The 18,680-nt window shown below is 66.9% G+C and carries 18 protein-coding genes and 1 riboswitch; of the genes, 4 read left to right on the plus strand and 14 right to left on the minus strand.

Going from position 1 to position 18,680, the window contains the following annotated elements; all coding sequences use genetic code 11:
* Positions 1 to 86: 86 nt before the first annotated feature.
* Positions 87 to 1,415, plus strand: a complete 1,329-nt coding sequence (locus tag BHE75_RS12280) for a bifunctional folylpolyglutamate synthase/dihydrofolate synthase (protein ID WP_070934034.1) — start codon at positions 87 to 89, stop codon at positions 1,413 to 1,415.
* A gap of 47 nt (positions 1,416 to 1,462) precedes the next feature.
* Here the strand turns inward: BHE75_RS12280 and BHE75_RS12285 are convergent, their stop codons facing one another.
* From BHE75_RS12285 to BHE75_RS12305, 5 genes are all read right to left on the minus strand, one after another.
* Positions 1,463 to 2,947, minus strand: coding sequence for a class I adenylate-forming enzyme family protein (locus tag BHE75_RS12285; protein WP_070934035.1), 1,485 nt, complete (start codon positions 2,945 to 2,947; stop codon positions 1,463 to 1,465).
* A 10-nt stretch (positions 2,948 to 2,957) separates the two neighbouring features.
* Entirely contained in the window at positions 2,958 to 3,245 is a 288-nt protein-coding gene (locus BHE75_RS12290) for a hypothetical protein (RefSeq protein ID WP_254684437.1), read from the minus strand.
* 126 nt (positions 3,246 to 3,371) lie between these two features.
* Positions 3,372 to 4,535 carry an acyl-CoA dehydrogenase family protein gene (locus tag BHE75_RS12295; protein ID WP_070935814.1) on the minus strand — a complete coding sequence of 388 codons (1,164 nt, stop codon included), beginning with the start codon at positions 4,533 to 4,535 and terminating at the stop codon, positions 3,372 to 3,374.
* Between the two features lie 127 nt (positions 4,536 to 4,662).
* The gene (locus BHE75_RS12300) at positions 4,663 to 5,109 is read right to left on the minus strand and encodes an acetyltransferase (RefSeq protein WP_254684438.1); all 447 of its coding nucleotides are present in this window, start codon (positions 5,107 to 5,109) and stop codon (positions 4,663 to 4,665) included.
* 53 nt (positions 5,110 to 5,162) lie between these two features.
* Positions 5,163 to 5,699, minus strand: coding sequence for an AAA family ATPase (locus BHE75_RS12305; protein ID WP_070934037.1), 537 nt, complete (start codon positions 5,697 to 5,699; stop codon positions 5,163 to 5,165).
* Positions 5,700 to 5,772: 73 nt separating this feature from the next.
* Positions 5,773 to 5,882, plus strand: a riboswitch (SAM-I-IV-variant riboswitch).
* Positions 5,883 to 5,918: 36 nt separating this feature from the next.
* Here BHE75_RS12305 and BHE75_RS12310 point away from each other — a divergent pair.
* The gene (locus tag BHE75_RS12310; RefSeq protein WP_015457131.1) at positions 5,919 to 6,860 is read left to right on the plus strand and encodes a homoserine O-succinyltransferase; all 942 of its coding nucleotides are present in this window, start codon (positions 5,919 to 5,921) and stop codon (positions 6,858 to 6,860) included.
* Between the two features lie 415 nt (positions 6,861 to 7,275).
* Here the strand turns inward: BHE75_RS12310 and BHE75_RS12315 are convergent, their stop codons facing one another.
* From BHE75_RS12315 to BHE75_RS12350, 8 genes are all read right to left on the minus strand, one after another.
* Positions 7,276 to 8,022: an SDR family NAD(P)-dependent oxidoreductase gene (locus tag BHE75_RS12315; protein ID WP_070934038.1), complete on the minus strand. Its 747-nt coding sequence runs from the start codon at positions 8,020 to 8,022 to the stop codon at positions 7,276 to 7,278.
* The gene (locus BHE75_RS12320) at positions 8,022 to 9,164 is read right to left on the minus strand and encodes an acyl-CoA dehydrogenase family protein (RefSeq protein ID WP_070934039.1); all 1,143 of its coding nucleotides are present in this window, start codon (positions 9,162 to 9,164) and stop codon (positions 8,022 to 8,024) included. Before BHE75_RS12320 ends, BHE75_RS12315 begins: the two co-directional genes overlap by 1 nt.
* 50 nt (positions 9,165 to 9,214) lie before the next feature.
* On the minus strand, positions 9,215 to 10,312 hold the full coding sequence (locus tag BHE75_RS12325) for a 12-oxophytodienoate reductase (RefSeq protein ID WP_070934040.1): 1,098 nt from the start codon (positions 10,310 to 10,312) through the stop codon (positions 9,215 to 9,217).
* Positions 10,309 to 11,796, minus strand: a complete 1,488-nt coding sequence (locus BHE75_RS12330; protein ID WP_070934041.1) for an FAD-dependent oxidoreductase — start codon at positions 11,794 to 11,796, stop codon at positions 10,309 to 10,311. Before BHE75_RS12330 ends, BHE75_RS12325 begins: the two co-directional genes overlap by 4 nt.
* Before the next feature lie 43 nt (positions 11,797 to 11,839).
* Positions 11,840 to 12,874, minus strand: coding sequence for a 4-hydroxy-2-oxovalerate aldolase (gene dmpG, locus BHE75_RS12335; protein ID WP_015457139.1), 1,035 nt, complete (start codon positions 12,872 to 12,874; stop codon positions 11,840 to 11,842).
* Between the two features lie 133 nt (positions 12,875 to 13,007).
* Positions 13,008 to 13,949: an acetaldehyde dehydrogenase (acetylating) gene (locus tag BHE75_RS12340; protein WP_015457140.1), complete on the minus strand. Its 942-nt coding sequence runs from the start codon at positions 13,947 to 13,949 to the stop codon at positions 13,008 to 13,010.
* An 11-nt stretch (positions 13,950 to 13,960) separates the two neighbouring features.
* On the minus strand, positions 13,961 to 14,737 hold the full coding sequence (locus BHE75_RS12345; protein ID WP_070934042.1) for a fumarylacetoacetate hydrolase family protein: 777 nt from the start codon (positions 14,735 to 14,737) through the stop codon (positions 13,961 to 13,963).
* 46 nt (positions 14,738 to 14,783) lie between these two features.
* On the minus strand, positions 14,784 to 15,992 hold the full coding sequence (locus BHE75_RS12350; protein ID WP_070934043.1) for an acyl-CoA dehydrogenase family protein: 1,209 nt from the start codon (positions 15,990 to 15,992) through the stop codon (positions 14,784 to 14,786).
* 275 nt (positions 15,993 to 16,267) lie between these two features.
* Between BHE75_RS12350 and BHE75_RS12355 the strand changes: the two genes are divergently transcribed.
* Both BHE75_RS12355 and mtgA read left to right on the plus strand, forming a co-directional pair.
* Positions 16,268 to 17,119 (plus strand): SDR family NAD(P)-dependent oxidoreductase, encoded by an 852-nt coding sequence (locus tag BHE75_RS12355; RefSeq protein ID WP_015457143.1) that lies wholly within the window; start codon positions 16,268 to 16,270, stop codon positions 17,117 to 17,119.
* Positions 17,120 to 17,208: 89 nt separating this feature from the next.
* Positions 17,209 to 17,937, plus strand: coding sequence for a monofunctional biosynthetic peptidoglycan transglycosylase (gene mtgA / locus BHE75_RS12360; protein WP_070934044.1), 729 nt, complete (start codon positions 17,209 to 17,211; stop codon positions 17,935 to 17,937).
* Positions 17,938 to 17,950: 13 nt separating this feature from the next.
* On the opposite strand, the gene BHE75_RS12365 is transcribed toward mtgA, so the two are convergent.
* The gene (locus tag BHE75_RS12365; protein ID WP_070935818.1) at positions 17,951 to 18,673 is read right to left on the minus strand and encodes an NAD-dependent deacylase; all 723 of its coding nucleotides are present in this window, start codon (positions 18,671 to 18,673) and stop codon (positions 17,951 to 17,953) included.
* Positions 18,674 to 18,680 lie beyond the last annotated feature (7 nt).

The raw sequence follows: 18,680 nt of genomic DNA on the forward strand, positions 1-18,680 counted from the left end.
CGATGGAGGCCGGCGGGAGAGGTCCGGGCGGCGGAACTGGCGGGCGCGGCGCTTCGGTCCGCGCGCCGCACCGAAAGTAACCGTCCATGGCCGATCACGCCGTTTCCAGCGACCCCGCCGTCCAGGCCCAGCTCGATCGGCTGGCAGCACTCTCTCCCGGCCGCGATATCCTGGGGCTCGAACGCATCCGCGCGCTGCTCGATCGCCTCGGCAATCCCGAACGCAGCCTCCCTCCCGTCTTCCACGTCGCCGGAACCAACGGCAAGGGATCGACCTGCGCCTATCTGCGCGCCGCACTGGAAGCGGCCGGCCATAGCGTCCATGTCTATACCAGTCCGCACCTCGTTCGCTTCAATGAACGTATCAGGATTGCCGGGCAACTCATTGACGATGCAACCCTTGCCGCCTTGCTGGCCGAGGTGCTGGATATCGCAGGCGATATTTCGCCCAGTTTCTTCGAAGTCACCACGGCTGCCGCTTTCCTGGCCTTCGCCCGCGCGCCGGCCGATGCCTGCATCATCGAGGTGGGCCTCGGCGGCCGGCTGGATGCCACCAATATCATTGCCCGGCCGGCGATCTGCGGCATTGCCCAGCTCGGCATCGATCATCAGGCATTCCTGGGCGATCGGATCGAGGATATCGCCGCCGAAAAGGCCGGGATAGCCAAGCCGGGCGTCCCGATCGTGACGCAGCATTATCCCGCCCCCGTCGCCAACCGGATCGGCGAGGTCGTCCGCGCGGCCGGCGCGCCCTGGCTCGCCAAGGGCGGGCAATGGGATTCGGTCGCCTATCAGGGGCGCATCCATTATCGCGACGAGGCGGGAAAGCTCGATCTGCCGCTTCCCCGCCTGCCCGGCCAGCATCAGACGCAGAATGCGGCGCTGGCGATCGCGATGCTCCGCCACCAGCAGGCCGTTCCCGTGCCCGTATCGGCGTTACGCGCGGCAATGGGATGGGCCGAATGGCCCGCGCGGCTCCAGCATCTGGCCACCGGCACGCTCGTGGATCGCCTGCCGCCCGGTTCCGATCTCTGGCTCGACGGCGGGCATAATCCCGCGGCCGCGCGCGTGATCGCCGATTTCTTCCGCGGCAAGGTGCCCGCGGGGCGGCCTTTCCACATCATCCTCGGGCTACTCGAGAACAAGGACCCGCTCGGCTTTCTCAAGCCCTTTGCCGGGCGCACCGCCACGGTCCACACCGTGCCCGTCCCCGGCCACGCCCATCATCTTCCCGCCGCATTGGCGGCCGCCGCCCGTTCGACGGGGCTCGGCGCCATGACGGCGGCGGACCCGATCGACGCCATCGCCTGGATCGCCCGCCACGCCGATCGCGCCCGCCCGCCCGTGGTCCTGATCGCGGGCTCGCTCTATCTCGCCGGCAGCGTGCTGGCCGCAAATGGCACGCCGCCAACCTGATTGTCATTTTATATCAGGTAGAAACGCGCCATTCCTGACAGCCCATATCAGGCAGCGAACTGCTCCCTGATCACCCGCCGCAGCAGCTTGCCCGTCTCGTTATAGGGCAGCTCATCAACGAAGCGGATCGCCTGCGGCACGCGGCTGGAACGCAGCCGGCCCCGCACCAGCGCCTGCAATTCCTCCTCCGCCGCCTGCGCCCCGCTGGCCAGCACGATCGCAGCGGCCACGCCCTCGCCCCATTCCGGGTCGGGCATCGCCACCACCGCGCACTCAGCCACCGCCGGATGCGAGACGAGCACCTCCTCGATCTCGCCGGGGGAGATATTCTCACCGCCGCGCACGATCACGTCGTCCGCGCGCCCGTCGAGGAACAGGAAGCCCTCCTCATCCACCCAGCCGCGATCTCGGGTCGGGAACCAGCCGTCATCGTCGGTCTGGCGCCCAAGGCCATGATATTCGCCCGCCACCTGATCGCCGCGCACGAACACCAGCCCCGCCTCGCCGGGGCCGAGCAGCCGCCCGTCCTCGTCGCGGATGGCCAGTTCCACCGTCGGCAGCGGCCGCCCCACCGATCCCAGCCGGCGTCGCACCACCGGATCGTCGGACTGCGCGGCCGCGCGGTGCGCCTCTGGGTCCAGCAGGCAGATGGTGCTGCTCGTTTCCGTCAGGCCATAGGCGTTGGTGAAGTCCACGCCGGGGAACAGCGCCATCGCCCGCTCGATCACCGGCAGTGGCATCTTGCCGCCGCCATAGGCCAGCGCCCTGAGCGCCGGCAGGTCCGCCTGCGCGCCGGTCGCGTCGAGATGCTCGACGATCCGTTGCAGCATGGTCGGCACCAGGAAGGCGTTAGAAATGCCGTGCGCCCGCGCCAGCGCCAGCCAGCCGCCCGCCTCGAAATTAGGAAGCTGCACCATCCGCCGCCCGGCATAGATCGAGCTCAGCACCGCCGAAATGCCGGCGATGTGGTATGGCGGCACCGTCACGATGGCGGCATCGCCCTCATCCGCGCCCATGAACTCCACCGTGCCGAGGATATAGGCCAGCAGATTATCGTGCCGCAGGATCGCGGCCTTGGGCACGCCGGTCGTGCCGCTGGTGAACAGCTCCACGGCGATGCCGCGTTCCTCGTCCGGCGCCACCAGATCCTCGCCGCCGCCCGCCTTCGCCAGCGCCAGGAGCTCGCCAGCGGCGATCGCGCTGATGCCGGCCGGCACCGCGCTCCGCCCGCTCACCAGCAAAGCAGGCGAAACCCGTTCCAGCAGGGCCGCGATCTCGGGCTCGGTCAGGCGGTAGTTGATCGGCACATAGGGTATGCCCGCCAGCGCCGCGCCGAACAGCGCAACCGGCGCCGCCGGCCCGTTGATGTCGAGGAAGGCCAGCCGCTCCGCCCCGCGCGCGATCGCCAGCGCGGCAGCACCCTTCGCCGCCGTCAGCAGCTCGCCATAGGTCAGGCTCTCGCCGTCGCACACCAGCGCCACACGGTCCGGCATGGCGTCCGCCGCCATTTCCAGCAGCATGAAGATGTTCATCGCCGCCTCCTCAGTCGGATGAAGGCAGCGCCTTGGCCTGCTTGATGCCGATTTCCCGGCCGGCCACGGTGATCGTGCCCTCGCCGCCCTTGGTGCAGAGGAACTCCATCGACTCCTCCGCGTCGGTATAACGCTTGCCGGTCAGCGATCCACCGGCCAGCGCCGGATCGATCGTGGCGCCGTCGCCGGCCTCGTCGCCCGCCAGCGCCGGCGCGCCGCCGATGCGCAGGTCCAGCGGCTCGGCGGGCACCCGCAGCACCATGATCTGCGTATCGCAGACCGCGCTTTTCAGCTTCATTCCCGCCTTATACTGTCTCGCCGCCATTCCGGCCCTCTCCGCCACAAAATGAACGTGATTCAGTCTAGGCGCGGCAGCGGCCGGGTCAAGGGGATTGATGGCGCCTTTTTATCATCCCCTCCGCCCTCACAGGTCGCCGCGCGGCTCCCTGGGCAGGCCCAGCCCGCGTTCGGCGATGATGTTGCGCTGGATCTGGCTCGATCCCGCATAGATCGTGTCCGAACGGCTCATCAGATGGGCATGGACCAGCCCGTCATAGCGATAATCCCCGCCGCCTATCTCGCCCGCCACGCCCAGCACGTCCATGGCCAGATCGCCGAGATCGCGGTGCCAGCGCGACCAGTATAGCTTGGAGGTCAGCGCCGCCTCGTCCAGCTCCGGGCTGCCGGCGTCGTTCAGCATGCGCAGCGCGTTGAAGCGCATGATAGAAAGCCCCGTCCAGGCATCGGCGATACGCTGGCGGATCAGCGGGTCCCGCGCCCGGCCGTTCGCCTTCGCGGCGGCGATAAGCTGGTTCATCTCCGTCTGGAAATGCATCTGCTGGACCAGTGTGGAGACGCCGCGCTCGAAGCCCAGCAACCCCATCGCCACCGCCCAGCCGTCACCCGGCCGGCCGACGAGATCGGCCGCCTGCGCCACCGCCCCGTCGAAGAACACCTCGGCGAACTCGCTCTCGCCGGTCATCTGGCGAATCGGCCGCACGGTGATGCCCGGCTGGTCCATCGGCATCAGCAGGAAGGACAGGCCCTTGGGCCCCTTGCTCCCTTCCTCGCTGCGCGCGACCACGAAGATCCAGTCGGCGATCGATCCCATCGAGGTCCAGATCTTCTGCCCGTCGACGATCCATGTGTCGCCGTCCAGCCGCGCGCGGGTGCGGACATTGGCGAGGTCGGACCCGGCGTTCGGCTCCGAATAGCCCTGGCACCAGATCGCCTCGCCCCGCGCGATCCCCGGCAGGTGCCGCGCCTTCTGCTCCTCGGTGCCGTAGGCGATGATGGTCGGCCCGGCGAGTTCGATGCCGATATGGCCGATCCGCGACGGGGCATGGGCGCGGGCATATTCCTCGGCGAACACCACCTGCTCGGCGATGCTGGCGTCGCGCCCGCCATGCTCGGAAGGCCAGCCGATGCAGGAAAGCCGCGCCTGGCCCAGTTCCTGCTCCCAGGCGCGCCGTTCCTCGATCATGTCGACATGGTTGTTGAGGCCGCGCAATGCCTTGAACGGCCCGTTCAGCCGTTCTTCCAGCCAAGTCCGCGTCTCGTCCCGGAATTCCGCCAGCGAAGCCGCCATCATATCCCCTCAAAAGGCCGCAGTCATTTTGCCATGGCGATGCGGCAAGGCTCGCTTCTTGTCAAATCCATCGTCGCTATGCGTAGCCCATGAAACATATCGTTCCGCAAAATGACGACATCCACACTCAGGCCATCGTCATATGGAGCAAGGGATAGGGCCGCCCCTCGTCGTCCCGCTCCGATCGCCCGGCAACCCGGAAGCCCAAATGCGCGTAGAAGCCCACCGCCTTGTCATTCTGCTCGTTCACGTCCACGGAAAGGGCCGTCCCGCCAAGGCCTGCCGCGCCCCGGGCATGATCGATCATCGCCGCCCCTATCCCGCGCCCGTGCATCGCGGGATCGACGAACAGCGAATCCACATGCGCCTCCGAAAGGCCCATGAAGGCGACCGGCCGATCCTCCCCGTCCACCGCCACCCATAGCGCGGCCCGGGGCAGATAGGCATCGTGCACCGTCGCGTCGATCGCGGCAAAGTCCTCCGCGCTCAGGAAATCATGCGTCGCGAGCACCGCCTCGCGCCAGATGGCATGCAGCCGCGCCACGTCGGCCGGCCGGGATCGTCTTATCCTCATGATCATCGCACCGGGGATAGACTGCCGGGCGGAGATTGGCAGCCCCCGGCCGTTCAGCCGACATGCCGGCGGACGAAATCCACCCGCATCGCCAGCGGGCCGCGCGGTAGCTCGATCAGATCATAGCCCAGCTCCGCATAGACTTGCCGCATCGCATGGCAGGTCGCCTCCGCCTCGGCCGGTTCCTGCCGGCGTTCCGCATCCTGGGTGAAGATTTCGGCCCAATAAGGCGCGATGAACACCGTGGGATTGTAACGGAACAGCTCGCCCGCCCGGCGCACATGATCCGGCACCGGCAGATCGCAGAGCCGCAGATAGCCGATCACATCCGGCACCCCGCGATCGAAGATCACCGGCCCGGCCATGGCCCGCGCTTCGCGATGCGATCGCAATTCCCAGCCCAGCATCAATTCGGCAAAGGCGGCGCGGTCATCCCATGGCAGGGCATGGCCGCCGATCGCCTGCTGATCTTGGATGATCGCCCTGCCCGCCTCCGGCATGTGGGCGAAGCCTTCAGCCGCCAGCGCGGCGACAAGGCTGCTCTTTCCCGAACCCGGCCCGCCGGTGATGATGTGGAGATGATCGGTCATGGTCCTCCCGCGCCGCCGATGCGGCCGCCTTCGTCGAAATCCTTGCCAGCGCCGCTCCATCCGCATAGAAGCGACGCCACATCAAGAGTTGGGGCGACGCCCAACGCCAACCTGCCGTTCCGGGCAAGGTGGCACTCCCCTTCGGGGGAGGATGTGGCCGAGCCGGCAACGAAACGGATCAAGCCACGGGCGTTCGTCTTCAGGAAGAAGGACGTCAGAGTGCCCATCAGGATTCCCGATCAGCTCCCCGCCGCCCGCACGCTCGAGGCCGAAGGCGTGGTGGTGATGCGCGAGGCGGATGCCGTGCGGCAGGATATCCGGCCGCTTCGCATCGGGCTGCTCAACCTGATGCCGGACAAGATCCGCACCGAAACCCAGATCGCCCGGCTGATCGGCGCCACACCCCTTCAGGTCGAGCTCACGCTGGTGCGCATCACCGGCCATACCCCGCGCAACACGGCCGCCGATCACATGGCCACCTTCTACCGCGCGTGGGAGGATGTGCGTTCCGAACGCTTCGACGGCTTCATCGTCACCGGCGCCCCGGTGGAGCATCTGCCCTTCGCCGAGGTCAGCTATTGGGATGAACTGCGCGACATATTGGACTGGACGCAGACGCACGTCCACCACAGCCTCACCATCTGCTGGGCGGCCCAGGCCGCGCTGCACCATCTCCATGGCATGCCCAAGCATGATCTTCCCGCCAAGGCGTTCGGCGTGTTCCGGCATGACAATCGCGCGCCGGGTTCGCCCTATCTGCGCGGTTTCCCGGACGACATTCCCGTCCCCGTCTCGCGCTGGTCGGAAGTCCGGCATGATGACATCCCGGCGGAAAGCGGCCTTGAGATCCTGCTCGACAGCGATGAGACCGGCCTCTGCCTGCTGAACGATCCCCGGCACCGAATGCTGCATATGTTCAACCATCTGGAATATGACACGCAGACGCTGGCGAACGAATATTTCCGCGATGCCGCCGGCGGCGCGCCGGTGCCGCTGCCGGCCAATTATTTCCCCGAAGGCGATCCCGCCCGCCCGCCGGAAAACCGCTGGCGCGGTCTTGCCCATCTGCTGTTCGCCAACTGGATCAACCAGATCTACCAGACGACGCCGTTCGATCTCACCGCGATCGGCACCGGCCAGCCGCTCGACGCAGCCGCCTGAACGATACGTCCCGATCTTCGAGGAGCGGCCGATCCGAACCCATCGGATCGGCCACTTCGCCTCATGTATCCCGTTCATGCCGGCCCGCCGCAACCTTGCCGCTAAGGCCATCCAGCCGGCCCAGCATCGCGCCGCCCCATCCAACGCCATGCCCGCGCGCACCACGCCGCTTTCTACGACGTCATGCCAGCGCAGGCTGGCATCGGGCCGAGGCTGGCGCATGCACACCACCCAGCAAGGGAAGCCGCCAACCCCGCCGAATAAATCCGAATTAATTTAGTTGCTTAATCACGACTTATCACCATCGCCAGCAGCCCGCGCTGACGCTGCCTGGAAGGCCCGCCCCGCTTTTCATGCCGCATGGAGGTTCAACCGAAGTCCGATAGCAGCCGAGCATAGAACCGATGCCCTCAGCCTATCGGCAGACGGACGCCCCATCCACGGCCATGCTCTCGCCACTCACGAAGCTGGCGGCATCGGAACATAACCACACGGCCGCCGCGGCGATCTCCTCCGGGCGGCCCATGCGGCCCATCGGCACGGTCGAATCCATCAGTTTCTGGCGTTCGGAATCGCCACCGATCGATTTCGCCATCATCGGCGTGTCGGTGGTGCCGGGGCAGACGGCGTTCACCCGGATGCCGCGCGCCGCATATTCCTTGGCCGCCACCTTGGTCAGCCCCAGCACGCCATGCTTGGCCGCCGTATAATGCGGCATGCCCGGCGCCGCGATGAAGCCCGCGCCCGAGGAGATGTTGCAGATCGCGCCGCCACCCTGCCGCAGCATGACCCGCGCCTCATGCTGCATGCACAGGAACACGGCGGTCAGGTTCACCGCGATCACGCGGTGCCATTCGTCCAGCGGAAAATCCTCGAACGCGCCCCAATTGCCGCTGATCCCGGCCGCGTTCACCGCGCAGTCGATCCGACCGAATCGGGCGACGGCAATGTCGAACAGCTCGGCCACCGTTTCGGGATCGGCCAGGTCGCCGCCGAAGGCCAAGCCCTTGTCACCCAGCCGCGCCGCAACGCGCCCGGCGGCCTCGCCCGAGATATCCGCCACCACCACATTGGCGCCGGCGGCGGCGAACTGCTCCAGACAGGCCAGGCCGATCCCGCTGGCACCGCCCGTCACCAATGCCGTCTTGCCCGTGAAATCCATCAGATCGACCTCGATACCACCAGCTTCATGATCTCGCTCGTCCCGCCGTAGATGCGCTGCACGCGGGCGTCGCGCCACAGCCGGGCGATAGGATATTCGTTCATGTAGCCGGCGCCGCCATGCAGCTGCAGACAGGCGTCCACCACCTCCCACTGCATCTCGGTGTGCCACAGCTTGGTGGCCGCGCCCTCGAACTGGTCCAGCTCGCCGGCGATATGGCGGGCCAGCGCCCAATCCAGATGCGCCCAGCCCACCTGCAGCCTGGTCTTGATATCCGCCAGCACGAACTTGGTGTTCTGCTGGTCGAAGATGGTCTTGCCGAAGGCCTGCCGTTCCTTCACGAACTTCACCGCCTCGTCGAAGGCGCGCTGCGCCGCCGCCTGCGCGCCGATCGCCACCGAAAGCCGCTCCTGCGGCAGCTGGTTCATCAGATAGGCGAAGCCCTGCCCCTCGGCGCCGATGCAGTTGGTGATCGGCACGCGGACATCCTCGAAGAACAGCTCCGACGTGTCGGCCGAATGCTGGCCGATCTTGTCCAGGTTGCGCCCGCGCTTGAAGCCTTCGCGGTCGGCCTCCACCAGGATCAGGCTGATCCCCTTGGCGCCCAGCGTCGGATCGGTCTTGGCCACGACGATCACGATATCGGCGTTCTGGCCGTTGGTGATGTAGGTCTTGCTGCCGTTGATCACATAATGATTGCCGTCGCGCCGGGCGGAGGTGCGCACGCCCTGCAGGTCCGATCCGGCGCCCGGCTCGGTCATCGCGATGGCCGCGATCGCCTCGCCCGACACCATCTTCGGCAGCCAGGCCTGCTTCAGCTCCTCGGACGCATAGTCCACCAGATAATCGGCGGCGATATCGGTATGGAGCGGCAGGCCGGCGGTGGAGCCGGAATACCACAGCTCCTCGTCCACGATCGCGGCATAGCCGAAATCCAGGCCCAGGCCGCCATATTGCTCGGGAACCTGCGGGCAGAGCAGCCCCGCCTCGCCGCACTTCAGCCAGAAGTCGCGATCGACGATCCCCTCATGCTCCCAGCGGTCCAGGTTCGGGACCAGCTCGCGCTCGAAGAGCTTGCGCACCGTCTCCCGGAACTGTTCGTGGTCCGCCGTATAGGCCGTCCGCCCCCCGACATTCAGCATCGCATTCCTCCTACCTTTCGGGTTTCAGGTGAATGCGATTCATTTTTCTGTCAATGGAGCTCCGCGACATAGCGGGCTTCAAAGCCGATTAGCTCGTCGGTCCGCCCCGCGCGCACCTTCTCCGCCCAGTCGGGATCGGCCAGCAGCGCGCGGCCCACGGCGACGAGATCGAACTCGCCCGCGTCCAGCCGCCTCTCCACCTCGTCAATCGGTCCCGGCGCGATCGTCGCGAACAGCGGCGTCGCCGGCGGCACGTCCAGCCCGACCGTGCCCACCGCGATCGTCGGCAGGCCGCTGATCTTCTTCACCCATCCGGCGAAGCTCAGGTCGGACCCGGCAAATTCCCGCCGGCTGAACCGTGCCCCCGAACAGTGGAATATGTCGACGCCGGCCTCGGCCAGCACCTCCACCAGCAGCGCCAGCTCGCCCGGATCGTTCGCCAGCCGCACCGACCCGTCAGGCGATTTGTCCTGCGATATGCGGATCAGGATCGGGAAATCCGGCCCCGCCGCCTGGCGCATCGCCCGCACCACCTCGGCCGCGAACCGCGCCCGTTCCTTCAGCGTCGGCCCGTTCCAGCCGTCGCTGCGCAGGTTGGTCCCGTCCCAGAGGAACTGGTCGATCAGATAACCGTGCGCCCCGTGGATCTCCACCGCGTCGCAGCCCAGCTTCGCGGCATTGGCCGCGGCCTCGGCATAAGCCGCGATGGTATCGGCGATCGCCTCGTCGCTCATCGGCTCGGCCACCGTCTTGCCCGGCCAGGGCAGGCCGGAGGGGCTGTCGATCGGCGCTTCGGGCAGGGCCTTGGTGGCCTCGTCCGGCCGGGCGCCGACATGCCATAGCTGCGGGGCGAATTTCGCGCCGGTGGCCTTCACCCCATCCACCACGGCCTGCCACCCCGCCAGCGCATCATCGCCGAACAGGTTGGGCACCGCCGGGTCGGAGCGCGATCCGTTGCGCCGGATGCCGGCGCCTTCGGACAGGATCAGCCCGACCCCGCCTTCGCCGCGCCGCCGGTAATAAGCCGCCACGTCCGCGCCGGGCACGCCGCCCGGCGATCGCTTGCGCGTCATTGGCGCCATCACGATGCGGTTGCGCAGCTTCAGCTTGGGGTGATCGAACGGCCGGAACAGCGGCGATGCGCTCATTCCGCGGCCTCCACCAGCGTCGCGGTGCCGGCCGTCGCCGCCTGCTTCCCGGCCTGGCGGCCGAAGAAGGTGCAATCGGCAAGGCTCATGCCCGAGCTGTAGCCATGCCCCCAACGCGGCAGGCCCGATGTCGCGCGGCCGGCAGCGTAGAGGCCACGGACCGCCCGGCCGGCGCTGTCCAGCACCTCGCCGGTCGGCAGGGTATTCAGCCCGCCCAGCGTGAAGAAGGAGAAGAAGCTCTCGCTGAAGTTCAGCTCCAGCGCCACGAACGGCCCCTCGTTCAGCACCTTCAGCCATTGCGGATGCTTGCGGTAGACCGGGTCGTGGCCTTCGGCGGCATAGCGGTTGAAGGTGTGGACGGTGGCGGCCAGCGTGCCTTCCGCCATGCCCAGTTCCTGCTCCACCTCTTCCCAGGTCTCGCCCACGGCGGCGATCTCGATCCGCGAAAGCTCGAACGGACGCTCGAAGATCGCATTGTCCGCCAGCAGGAACACGCGTCCGCCCGGCTGGTCGATCATCGTGCGGCTGACGCGGCCGTGATAGCAATCCTCGTTGATAAAGCGCTGGCCGCGTTCGTTGACGATGATGCCGTAGACCAGCGACGGCGGCATGATCCACGGGCAGGTGGTGAAGAACTGGTCCATGTGGATGGCATCGCCGCCCGCGCCCATCCCCATCAGGATGCCGGAACCATTGTCATTCTCGCCGATCGGGTCGGACAGGCGCAGCGCCTCGGGCGCGTAGCGACGCAGCATATCCTGGTTCATGCAGAAGCCGCCGGTGCAGAGCACGACCCCGCGGCTGGCCCGCACGAACTGTGGCTTGTTGTCGATCTTCACGATCAGGCCGGTGACGGCGCCGTCGCGATCGGCCACCAGCGAGAGCACGCGCGCGTCGCACCGCACCTCCACGCCCAGCTCGCGCGCCTTGGCTTCCAGCACGTCGACCAGCCGGCGCCCGCCGCCCCAGCCCATATGCTGGATCACATGGCCGCGCGGCGCGGGCCTGGACTTTTCGCTGAACGGCCAGGCTTCCTCGCTGCCCGACCAGATCAGGGTATCGTCGGTCTCGGGCTCGATGATCTTGCCCGGCACGAAGGTGCCCTTATAGGGCACGCCCTGATCCTTGAGCCACTGGAAGTGCGCCAGGCTTTCCCGCGCATAGAGCGTGACCTTGGCGGCGTCGGCATCGGGGCCGCCCGCCATCATCAGATAGGCTTCCAGCGCCTCGACGCTATCGTCGAACCCGGCCGCCTGCTGCACGTCCGTGCCGCCGCCGACATAGATCTCGCCGCCCGAAAGCGCGGAGGCGCCGCCGCTGCCCGATCCCATCTCGAAGATGGTGGTCCGCGCGCCGGCCTGTGCCGCCTCGATCGCGGCGCTCGCGCCGCTCGCGCCGAAGCCGACGATCGCGACCTCGGTCTCGATGTCCCAGTGCGCCACATCCTCGTGCGCGAAAGGCCGCGCGGTGGTGAAATCGGTCATGCCCTATCCTCTCCGGCTCCGCCTTTTGGCTGGCGTTCGCCCTTCAGGCCGCGTCGCGGGCCTTGATCATGTCCAGCGCGACGTCGACGATCATGTCCTCCTGCCCGCCGACCATCTTGCGCCGGCCGAGCTCGACCAGGATCGCGCGGGTGTCGAGGCCGTAATCCGCCGCCGCCTTCTCGGCATGGCGAAGGAACGACGAATAGACGCCGGCATAGCCGAGCGCGAGCGTCTCGCGATCGACGCGGACCGGCCGATCCTGCAAGGGCCGCACGAGATCCTCGGCCGCGTCCATCAGCTTCATCACGTCGCAGCCATGGTTCCAGCCCTTGCGGTCGACGGCGGCGATGAACACCTCCAGCGGCGCATTGCCCGCGCCCGCGCCCATGCCGGCAAGGCTGGCGTCGATGCGGATGCCGCCTTCCTGCACCGCGACGATCGAATTGGCGACGCCGAGCGAGAGATTGTGGTGCGCGTGCATGCCGCGCTGCGTCTCGGGCTTCAGCACCCGGTCATAGGCCTGGAAGCGGGCACGAACGCCGTCCATGTCCAGCGCGCCGCCGCTGTCCGTCACATAGACGCACTGCGCGCCATAGCTTTCCATCAGCAGGGCCTGCTGGGCGAGCTGCTCGGGCTCGATCATGTGGCTCATCATCAGGAAACCGGACACGTCCATGCCCAGATCGCGGGCAATGCCGATATGCTGCCTGGAAACGTCCGCCTCGGTGCAGTGGGTCGCCACGCGCACCGAACGCACGCCCAGGTCATAAGCGCGGCGAAGCTCCTCGACGGTGCCGACGCCCGGCAGGATCAGGGTGGTCAGCACCGAACGGGTCAGCACGTCGGCCACGGCCTCCAGCCATTCCCAGTCGGTATGGGCGCCGAAGCCGTAGTTGAAGCTCGCGCCCGAAAGCCCGTCGCCATGCGCGACCTCGATGGCGTCGACGCCGGCCTCGTCCAGCGCCTTGGCAATCGCCCGGACATGATCGAGGCCATACATGTGGCGGATCGCGTGCATGCCATCACGCAGCGTCACGTCCTGGATGTAGAGCTTGGTGGTGGTGGGATCGAAGGTCATCGTCACTTTCTCCCGTCCCCTCCCGTCATTCCCGCGAAAGCGGGAATCCATGGACGCGGGACGTTTCCAAATCAGCCGTTCCACCTCCGTGGATCCCCGCTTTCGCGGGGACGACGGGAGGGGGGAGTGCCGCTCAAGCCGCGGCCTTCTGGTCCAGCAGGCGGCGCGCCATCAGCTCGCCAGTCGCCTTGGCGGCGGCGGTCATGATGTCGAGATTGCCCGAATAGCTCGGCAGGTAATCGCCGGCGCCCTCCACCTCGAGGAAGATCGAGGTCTTGATGCCGGTGAATTCGCCGCGGCCGGGGATCTTCAGCTTGTTGTTGTCGCCGAAGCGCTCGAACTGCACTTCCTGCTTCAGCCGATATCCCGGCACATATTCCTGAACCTTGGCCACCATCGCCTTCACCGATGCGCGGATCGTCTCCTCATCGGCCCCTTCGGAAAGCGTGAACACCGTGTCGCGCATGATCATCGGCGGCTCGGCGGGGTTGAGGATGATGATCGCCTTGCCCTTTTCGGCGCCGCCCACCTTCTCGATCGCGCTGGCCGTCGTGCGGGTGAACTCGTCGATATTGGCGCGGGTGCCGGGGCCGGCCGACCGCGACGAGACGGAAGCCACGATCTCGGCATAATGGACCTTAGCCACCTGGCTCACTGCCGCCACCATCGGGATGGTCGCCTGGCCGCCGCACGTCACCATGTTGACGTTGCCCTCGGCCAGATGCTCTTCCATGTTCACGGGCGGAATGGTGAAAGGGCCGATCGCCGCCGGCGTCAGGTCCACCACCAGCTTGCCGTCGGCGCGCAGCGCCGCATCGTGCACCTTGTGGGCATAAGCGGACGTCGCGTCGAAGACGATCCCGATCTCGGGATAGACGTCCATCGCCTTCAGGCCGTCGAGCCCCTCATGCGTGGTGGCGACGCCGCGCTCGCGCGCCATCGCCAGCCCTTCGGACTTCTCGTCGATGCCGACGACAGCCACCAGCTCCATATTCTGGGGATATTTGATCATCTTGATCATCAGGTCGGTGCCGATATTGCCCGAACCGATGATCGCCGCCTTCACCTTACCCACGTCGCTGCTCCTCAGACGAACCGGGCGACGCAGCGCCCGATCCCATGCAGTTCCATCTCGAAAACATCGCCCGCAACCGCCGGCGCCAGCGGCACCAGGCTGCCGGAAAGGATGACGTCGCCGGCATTCAGCGTCACGCCGTAAGCGCCCAGCGTATTGGCCAGCCACGCCACCGCCTGCAGCGGCGAACCCTGCACCGCCGATCCATAGCCTTCGGAAAGCGGCTCGCCATTCTTGGTCACGGTCACATGAAGGCCCGGCAGGTCCAGCCCGCGCGGATCGACGCGCGCCTCGCCCAGCACGAACACCCCGCAGGAGGCGTTGTCCGCCACGGTATCGACGATGCCGATCTTCCAGTCCTGGATGCGGCTGTCGACGATTTCGAAGCAGGGCGCGATGCTTTCGGTCGCGGCCAGCACGTCCTCGGCCGTCACGCCGGGGCCGTTCAGGTCCGATTTCAGGATGAAGGCGATCTCGGCCTCCGCGCGCGGCTGGATCAGCCCCGTCGCGGCGATGTCGATATTGCCTTCCACCCACATGCGATCGGTGAGGAAGCCGAAATCGGGCTGGTGCACGCCCAGCATGTCCTGCACGGCCTTGCTGGTGACGCCGATCTTCTTGCCGACCACCTTCTCGCCATCGGCCTGCCGCCGCGCCAGCGCATCCAGCGAGATGGCATAGGCATCGTCGATGGTGAGCGCCGCATCGCGCGCGATGAGCGGGGGCACCGTCCGCCGCTCGCGTAGGGCCTGATAGAGTTCCTGCCCGTAAAGTTCCGCCTTGCTCAAAGCCTGATCCTCCCGATCGGTCTCGTGGCCACGCCCTTCTCCATCCTTACAGGAAGAAGAAGGACGGCCCCTCGCCCATCAGGCCGTTCGTCAGGTCCGGCCCCATATTGTTCGGATCGTTGGCGACGTGCGCGCGCGCGGCGTTGAGGTCCAGCCAGGGCTGCACGATCGGGCTGCTATTGTAGATCGCCCGTCCGCCCAGCAGCGGCATCAGATCGTCGACCAGATCCGCGCAACGCCGCACCACGCTGGCCGACTGGAAGCGGTAGAGCGTGCGCTTGTCCATCGGGATCGGCTCGCCCGTCTCCGCGATCGCGATCAGATCGTCGAAGTTGCGGCGGAGGGTCAGCTCCATCTCGTCGAGCTGCGCATAGGCCTTGGCGATGGCGTTCAGCAGCACGGGATCGCTCTTGGAAGCCTTGCCCGTGTTGGTCGAAACGCGATCCTTGGTGATCTGCAGCGCCGCATCGATCGCCGCGCGGGTGCCGCCCAGCGCGGAGGACGAGACCAGCCGCAGGAACACCTGCGCCCAGGGCAGGCGGAACAGCGGCGCGTCATTTTCCTTCTGTCCCGGATTGGTGCAGAGGAAGCCGTCGGACGATTTGTGCGTGCGATAATCGGGCACGAAGGCGCGCTCGACAATGATGTCGTGGCTACCAGTGCCCTGCAGGCCGAACACGTCCCAGGTGCGATCGATCGCATAATCGCTACGGGGGACCAGGAAGGTTCGCATGTCCGGCGGATCGCCGGCGTTGAGCGGCGGGATCATCGCGCCCAGCAGCACCCACTGGCAATGCTCGCTGCCCGAGGAAAAGCCCCAGCGACCCGACAGGTAGAAGCCGCCTTCCGCCCGCTCCACCTTACCGACCGGCTGGTAGGACGAGGATACGAGGATGCTGTCATCCTCGCCCCACACGTCCACCTGCGCCTGGTTGTGGAACAGCGCCAGCTCATAAGGATGGCCGCCGACGACGCCATAGACCCAGCCCGTCGACATGCAGCCCTGCGCCAGCAGCTTCTGCACCTCGAAGAAGACGTTAGGATGCATCTCGTAACCGCCCCAGCGCTTGGGCTGGAGGATGCGGAAGAAGCCGGCCGCCTGCATCTCGGCGATGGTCTCGTCGGGCACCTTGCACTCGGCCGTGGCCTGCGCCGCGCGGGCCTTCAGCGCCGGCACCATCGCACGGGCGCGCTCGATCAGCTCCTCAGCCGATGGAATCACCTGGGAGCCTTTCGAATTCAATGCAGTTGCCATCCAACTCTCCAAAAGAANCCCGCCTTGGCAGTGTCGCCGCCTGGCGACTGCCCCCGCCGGCAGGTTCACCTTATTCGTAGCGAAACTAGCATCCGCCTACGCAAGTCGTCAACACAACATGATATGATTCGCGCGGTCGCGAAGAGCAATGCGGGCGAGCGCCGCCCATGCCGAATCGAGCCACAAACAGATATGCGCAACAATTTGGCCTTTACGTTACGCATTTCCTATGTTGGATGGCCGATCGAAAAGGCATCGAATGAAGGAGGCAGGATATGGCTGACAAGGTGGCGGTCGTCACGGGTGCGAGTCGCGGCGCGGGCGCGGGCATCGCCCGGGCGCTGGGCGCGGAAGGATATAAGGTCTACGTCACCGGCCGCACCACCAAGGAGGGATCGGCCGATCTCCCCGGCACCATCCACAGCGTCGTCAAGGAAATCCAGGATGCCGGCGGCGAAGCCGTGGCCGTCGCCGTCGATCACGCGAAGGACGATCAGGTCGAAGCGCTGTTCAAGCGGATCGAGGCCGAGGATGGCCGGCTGGACGTCCTGGTCAACAACGTCGCCCATATCCACGATCAGCTCATCACCCCCGGCGGCTTCTGGGAACGCCCGCTCGGGCTGGTGGATATCCTGAACGTCGGCCTGCGCTCGCAATATGTCGCCAGCTTCTATGCCACGCCGCTGATGATCCGCACCGGCGGCGCGCTGATCGCCTTCACCTCCTCCTTCGGCAGCGTCTGCTACATGCACGGCCCGGCCTATGGCGCGCAGAAGGCGGGCGTGGACAAGTTCGCGGCCGACATGGGCGTCGACCTGAAGGATCATGATGTCGCCGCGGTCGCGGTGTGGATGGGTCCGCTCGTCACCGAACGCACCCGCCGCGCCGCCGATGAGCGGCCGGATCAATATACCGAATTCCTCAAGATCGGCGAGACGCCGGAATTCACCGGCCGGGTGATCGCTGCGATCCATCGCGATCCGAAGCGGATGGAGCTTTCCGGCCAGACGGTGATCGGCGCCGAGCAGGCCGAAATCTACGGCATCCAGGATAATGGCAAGACGCCGCCCTCCTATCGCGAGATGCTCGGCGCGCCGCGCATTCCGCACCCCGCCATCGTGCGCTGATCCACGGCGCGACCAAGCGGTACCATGAAGGAAAGGCCCGGCATCGTCCGGGCCTTTTCCGTTCCGGGCGGAGGCGCTAAGCGGCGGCGATGGCGAAGGCGAAACGAACAGGCCGCAAGCGGAAACCGGCGACGACATCGTGGCCCCGGCGCATCCTGCGCTGGAGCATCCGCGGGGCGATCGCCTTCGTCGCCGGATCGCTGATTTGGGTGCTCATCTACAAGTTCGTGCCGCCCCCCGTCACCTTCACGATGATCGGCAATGCGGTGGACGGGCGCGGCATCCACAAGGACTGGATGAGCCTTTCGCGGATGGACCCGAACATGGCGCGCGCCGCCATCGGCGGGGAGGACTGGAATTTCTGCTCGCACAACGGTTTCGACTTCAAGGCCATCCAGCAGGCGATGAAGGAGAATGCCGATGGCGGCCGTATCCGCGGCGGATCGACGATCAGCCAGCAGACTGCGAAAAACGCCTTCCTGTGGCAGGGCGGCGGCTATTTCCGAAAAGGGCTGGAAGCCTGGTTCACCGTCCTGATCGAAACGATCTGGGGCAAGAAACGGATCATGGAGGTCTATCTCAACATCGCCGAAACGGGCATCGGCACCTATGGCGCCAATGCCGGCGCCCAGCGCTATTTCCGGCACGATGCCTCGCATCTGACCGCGACGGAGGCCGCCCGCATCGCCGCGGTGCTGCCGCTGCCCAAGAAGCGCGAGGCCGTCGCCCCCACCGGCTTCACCCGCCGCCACGGCAACCGCATCGCCACCCGTATCGGCGTGGTCCAGCGGAGCGGCTTCGATCGCTGCCTCCGCTGATCGAAGGCACCGGTCAGCCGGCGTCCGTCACCCTGTCCCCCAGCATGTCCCCCACCCACTCCGGCACCAGCAGCCCCGCCGGCCCGACTCGGCTTTCATGGAAGAAATGGCTTCCCGCCGAGGGATCGAGATTGAGCTCCAGCGTCTGCGCCCCGTGATAGCGCGCGGTCTGGACGAAACCGGCCGCCGGATAGACCGCGCCCGACGTGCCGATCGAAACGAAAAGGTCGGCCCCCGCCAGCGCTTCCTCGATACGCTCCATCTGGTATGGCATCTCCCCGAAGAACACGATGTCGGGCCGCAGCCCACCCTTGCCTCCGCATAACGGACAGGCCGGGCCGTCGGCCAGCGTCCCCTCCCACCGCACACGCCCGCCGCATTCCCGGCAGAGCGCGGATTTCAGCTCGCCATGCATGTGCAGCATCCGCCGTGCCCCTGCCCGCTCGTGCAGGTCGTCGACATTCTGGGTCACGATCAGCAGTTCGCCCGGCCATTCGGCATCGAGCCGCGCCAGCGCATGATGCGCGGCATTTGGCACGACCCTCGCCAGCGCCGCGCGCCGCATGTCGTAGAAATTCTGGACAAGCGCCGGGTTGCGCGCCAGCGCCTGGGGCGTGCAGATTTCCTCGACGCGATGCCCCTCCCAAAGCCCGTCCGGTCCCCGGAACGTGGCCAGCCCGCTCTCCGCCGAAATGCCGGCCCCCGTCAGGACCAGGATGGTTTCGATATCACGCATGCCGCCA

The organism is Edaphosphingomonas haloaromaticamans, from assembly GCF_001853345.1.
Classification (GTDB): domain Bacteria; phylum Pseudomonadota; class Alphaproteobacteria; order Sphingomonadales; family Sphingomonadaceae; genus Sphingomonas_E; species Sphingomonas_E fennica.

Bases quoted from the DNA above. Each gene is read 5' to 3' on its own strand.
- BHE75_RS12290 (WP_254684437.1), bottom strand. From the start codon at position 3,245: ATGAAGCTGAAAAGCGCGGTCTGCGATACGCAGATCATGGTGCTGCGG.
- BHE75_RS12300 (WP_254684438.1), bottom strand. From the start codon at position 5,109: ATGAGGATAAGACGATCCCGGCCGGCCGACGTGGCGCGGCTGCATGCC.
- BHE75_RS12365 (WP_070935818.1), bottom strand. From the start codon at position 18,673: ATGCGTGATATCGAAACCATCCTGGTCCTGACGGGGGCCGGCATTTCG.
- BHE75_RS12355 (WP_015457143.1), top strand. From the start codon at position 16,268: ATGGCTGACAAGGTGGCGGTCGTCACGGGTGCGAGTCGCGGCGCGGGC.
- BHE75_RS12305 (WP_070934037.1), bottom strand. From the start codon at position 5,699: ATGACCGATCATCTCCACATCATCACCGGCGGGCCGGGTTCGGGAAAG.
- BHE75_RS12350 (WP_070934043.1), bottom strand. From the start codon at position 15,992: ATGGCAACTGCATTGAATTCGAAAGGCTCCCAGGTGATTCCATCGGCT.
- dmpG (WP_015457139.1), bottom strand. From the start codon at position 12,874: ATGACCTTCGATCCCACCACCACCAAGCTCTACATCCAGGACGTGACG.
- BHE75_RS12285 (WP_070934035.1), bottom strand. From the start codon at position 2,947: ATGAACATCTTCATGCTGCTGGAAATGGCGGCGGACGCCATGCCGGAC.
- mtgA (WP_070934044.1), top strand. From the start codon at position 17,209: ATGGCGAAGGCGAAACGAACAGGCCGCAAGCGGAAACCGGCGACGACA.
- BHE75_RS12320 (WP_070934039.1), bottom strand. From the start codon at position 9,164: ATGCTGAATGTCGGGGGGCGGACGGCCTATACGGCGGACCACGAACAG.
- BHE75_RS12315 (WP_070934038.1), bottom strand. From the start codon at position 8,022: ATGGATTTCACGGGCAAGACGGCATTGGTGACGGGCGGTGCCAGCGGG.
- BHE75_RS12295 (WP_070935814.1), bottom strand. From the start codon at position 4,535: ATGGCGGCTTCGCTGGCGGAATTCCGGGACGAGACGCGGACTTGGCTG.
- BHE75_RS12280 (WP_070934034.1), top strand. From the start codon at position 87: ATGGCCGATCACGCCGTTTCCAGCGACCCCGCCGTCCAGGCCCAGCTC.
- BHE75_RS12325 (WP_070934040.1), bottom strand. From the start codon at position 10,312: ATGAGCGCATCGCCGCTGTTCCGGCCGTTCGATCACCCCAAGCTGAAG.
- BHE75_RS12330 (WP_070934041.1), bottom strand. From the start codon at position 11,796: ATGACCGATTTCACCACCGCGCGGCCTTTCGCGCACGAGGATGTGGCG.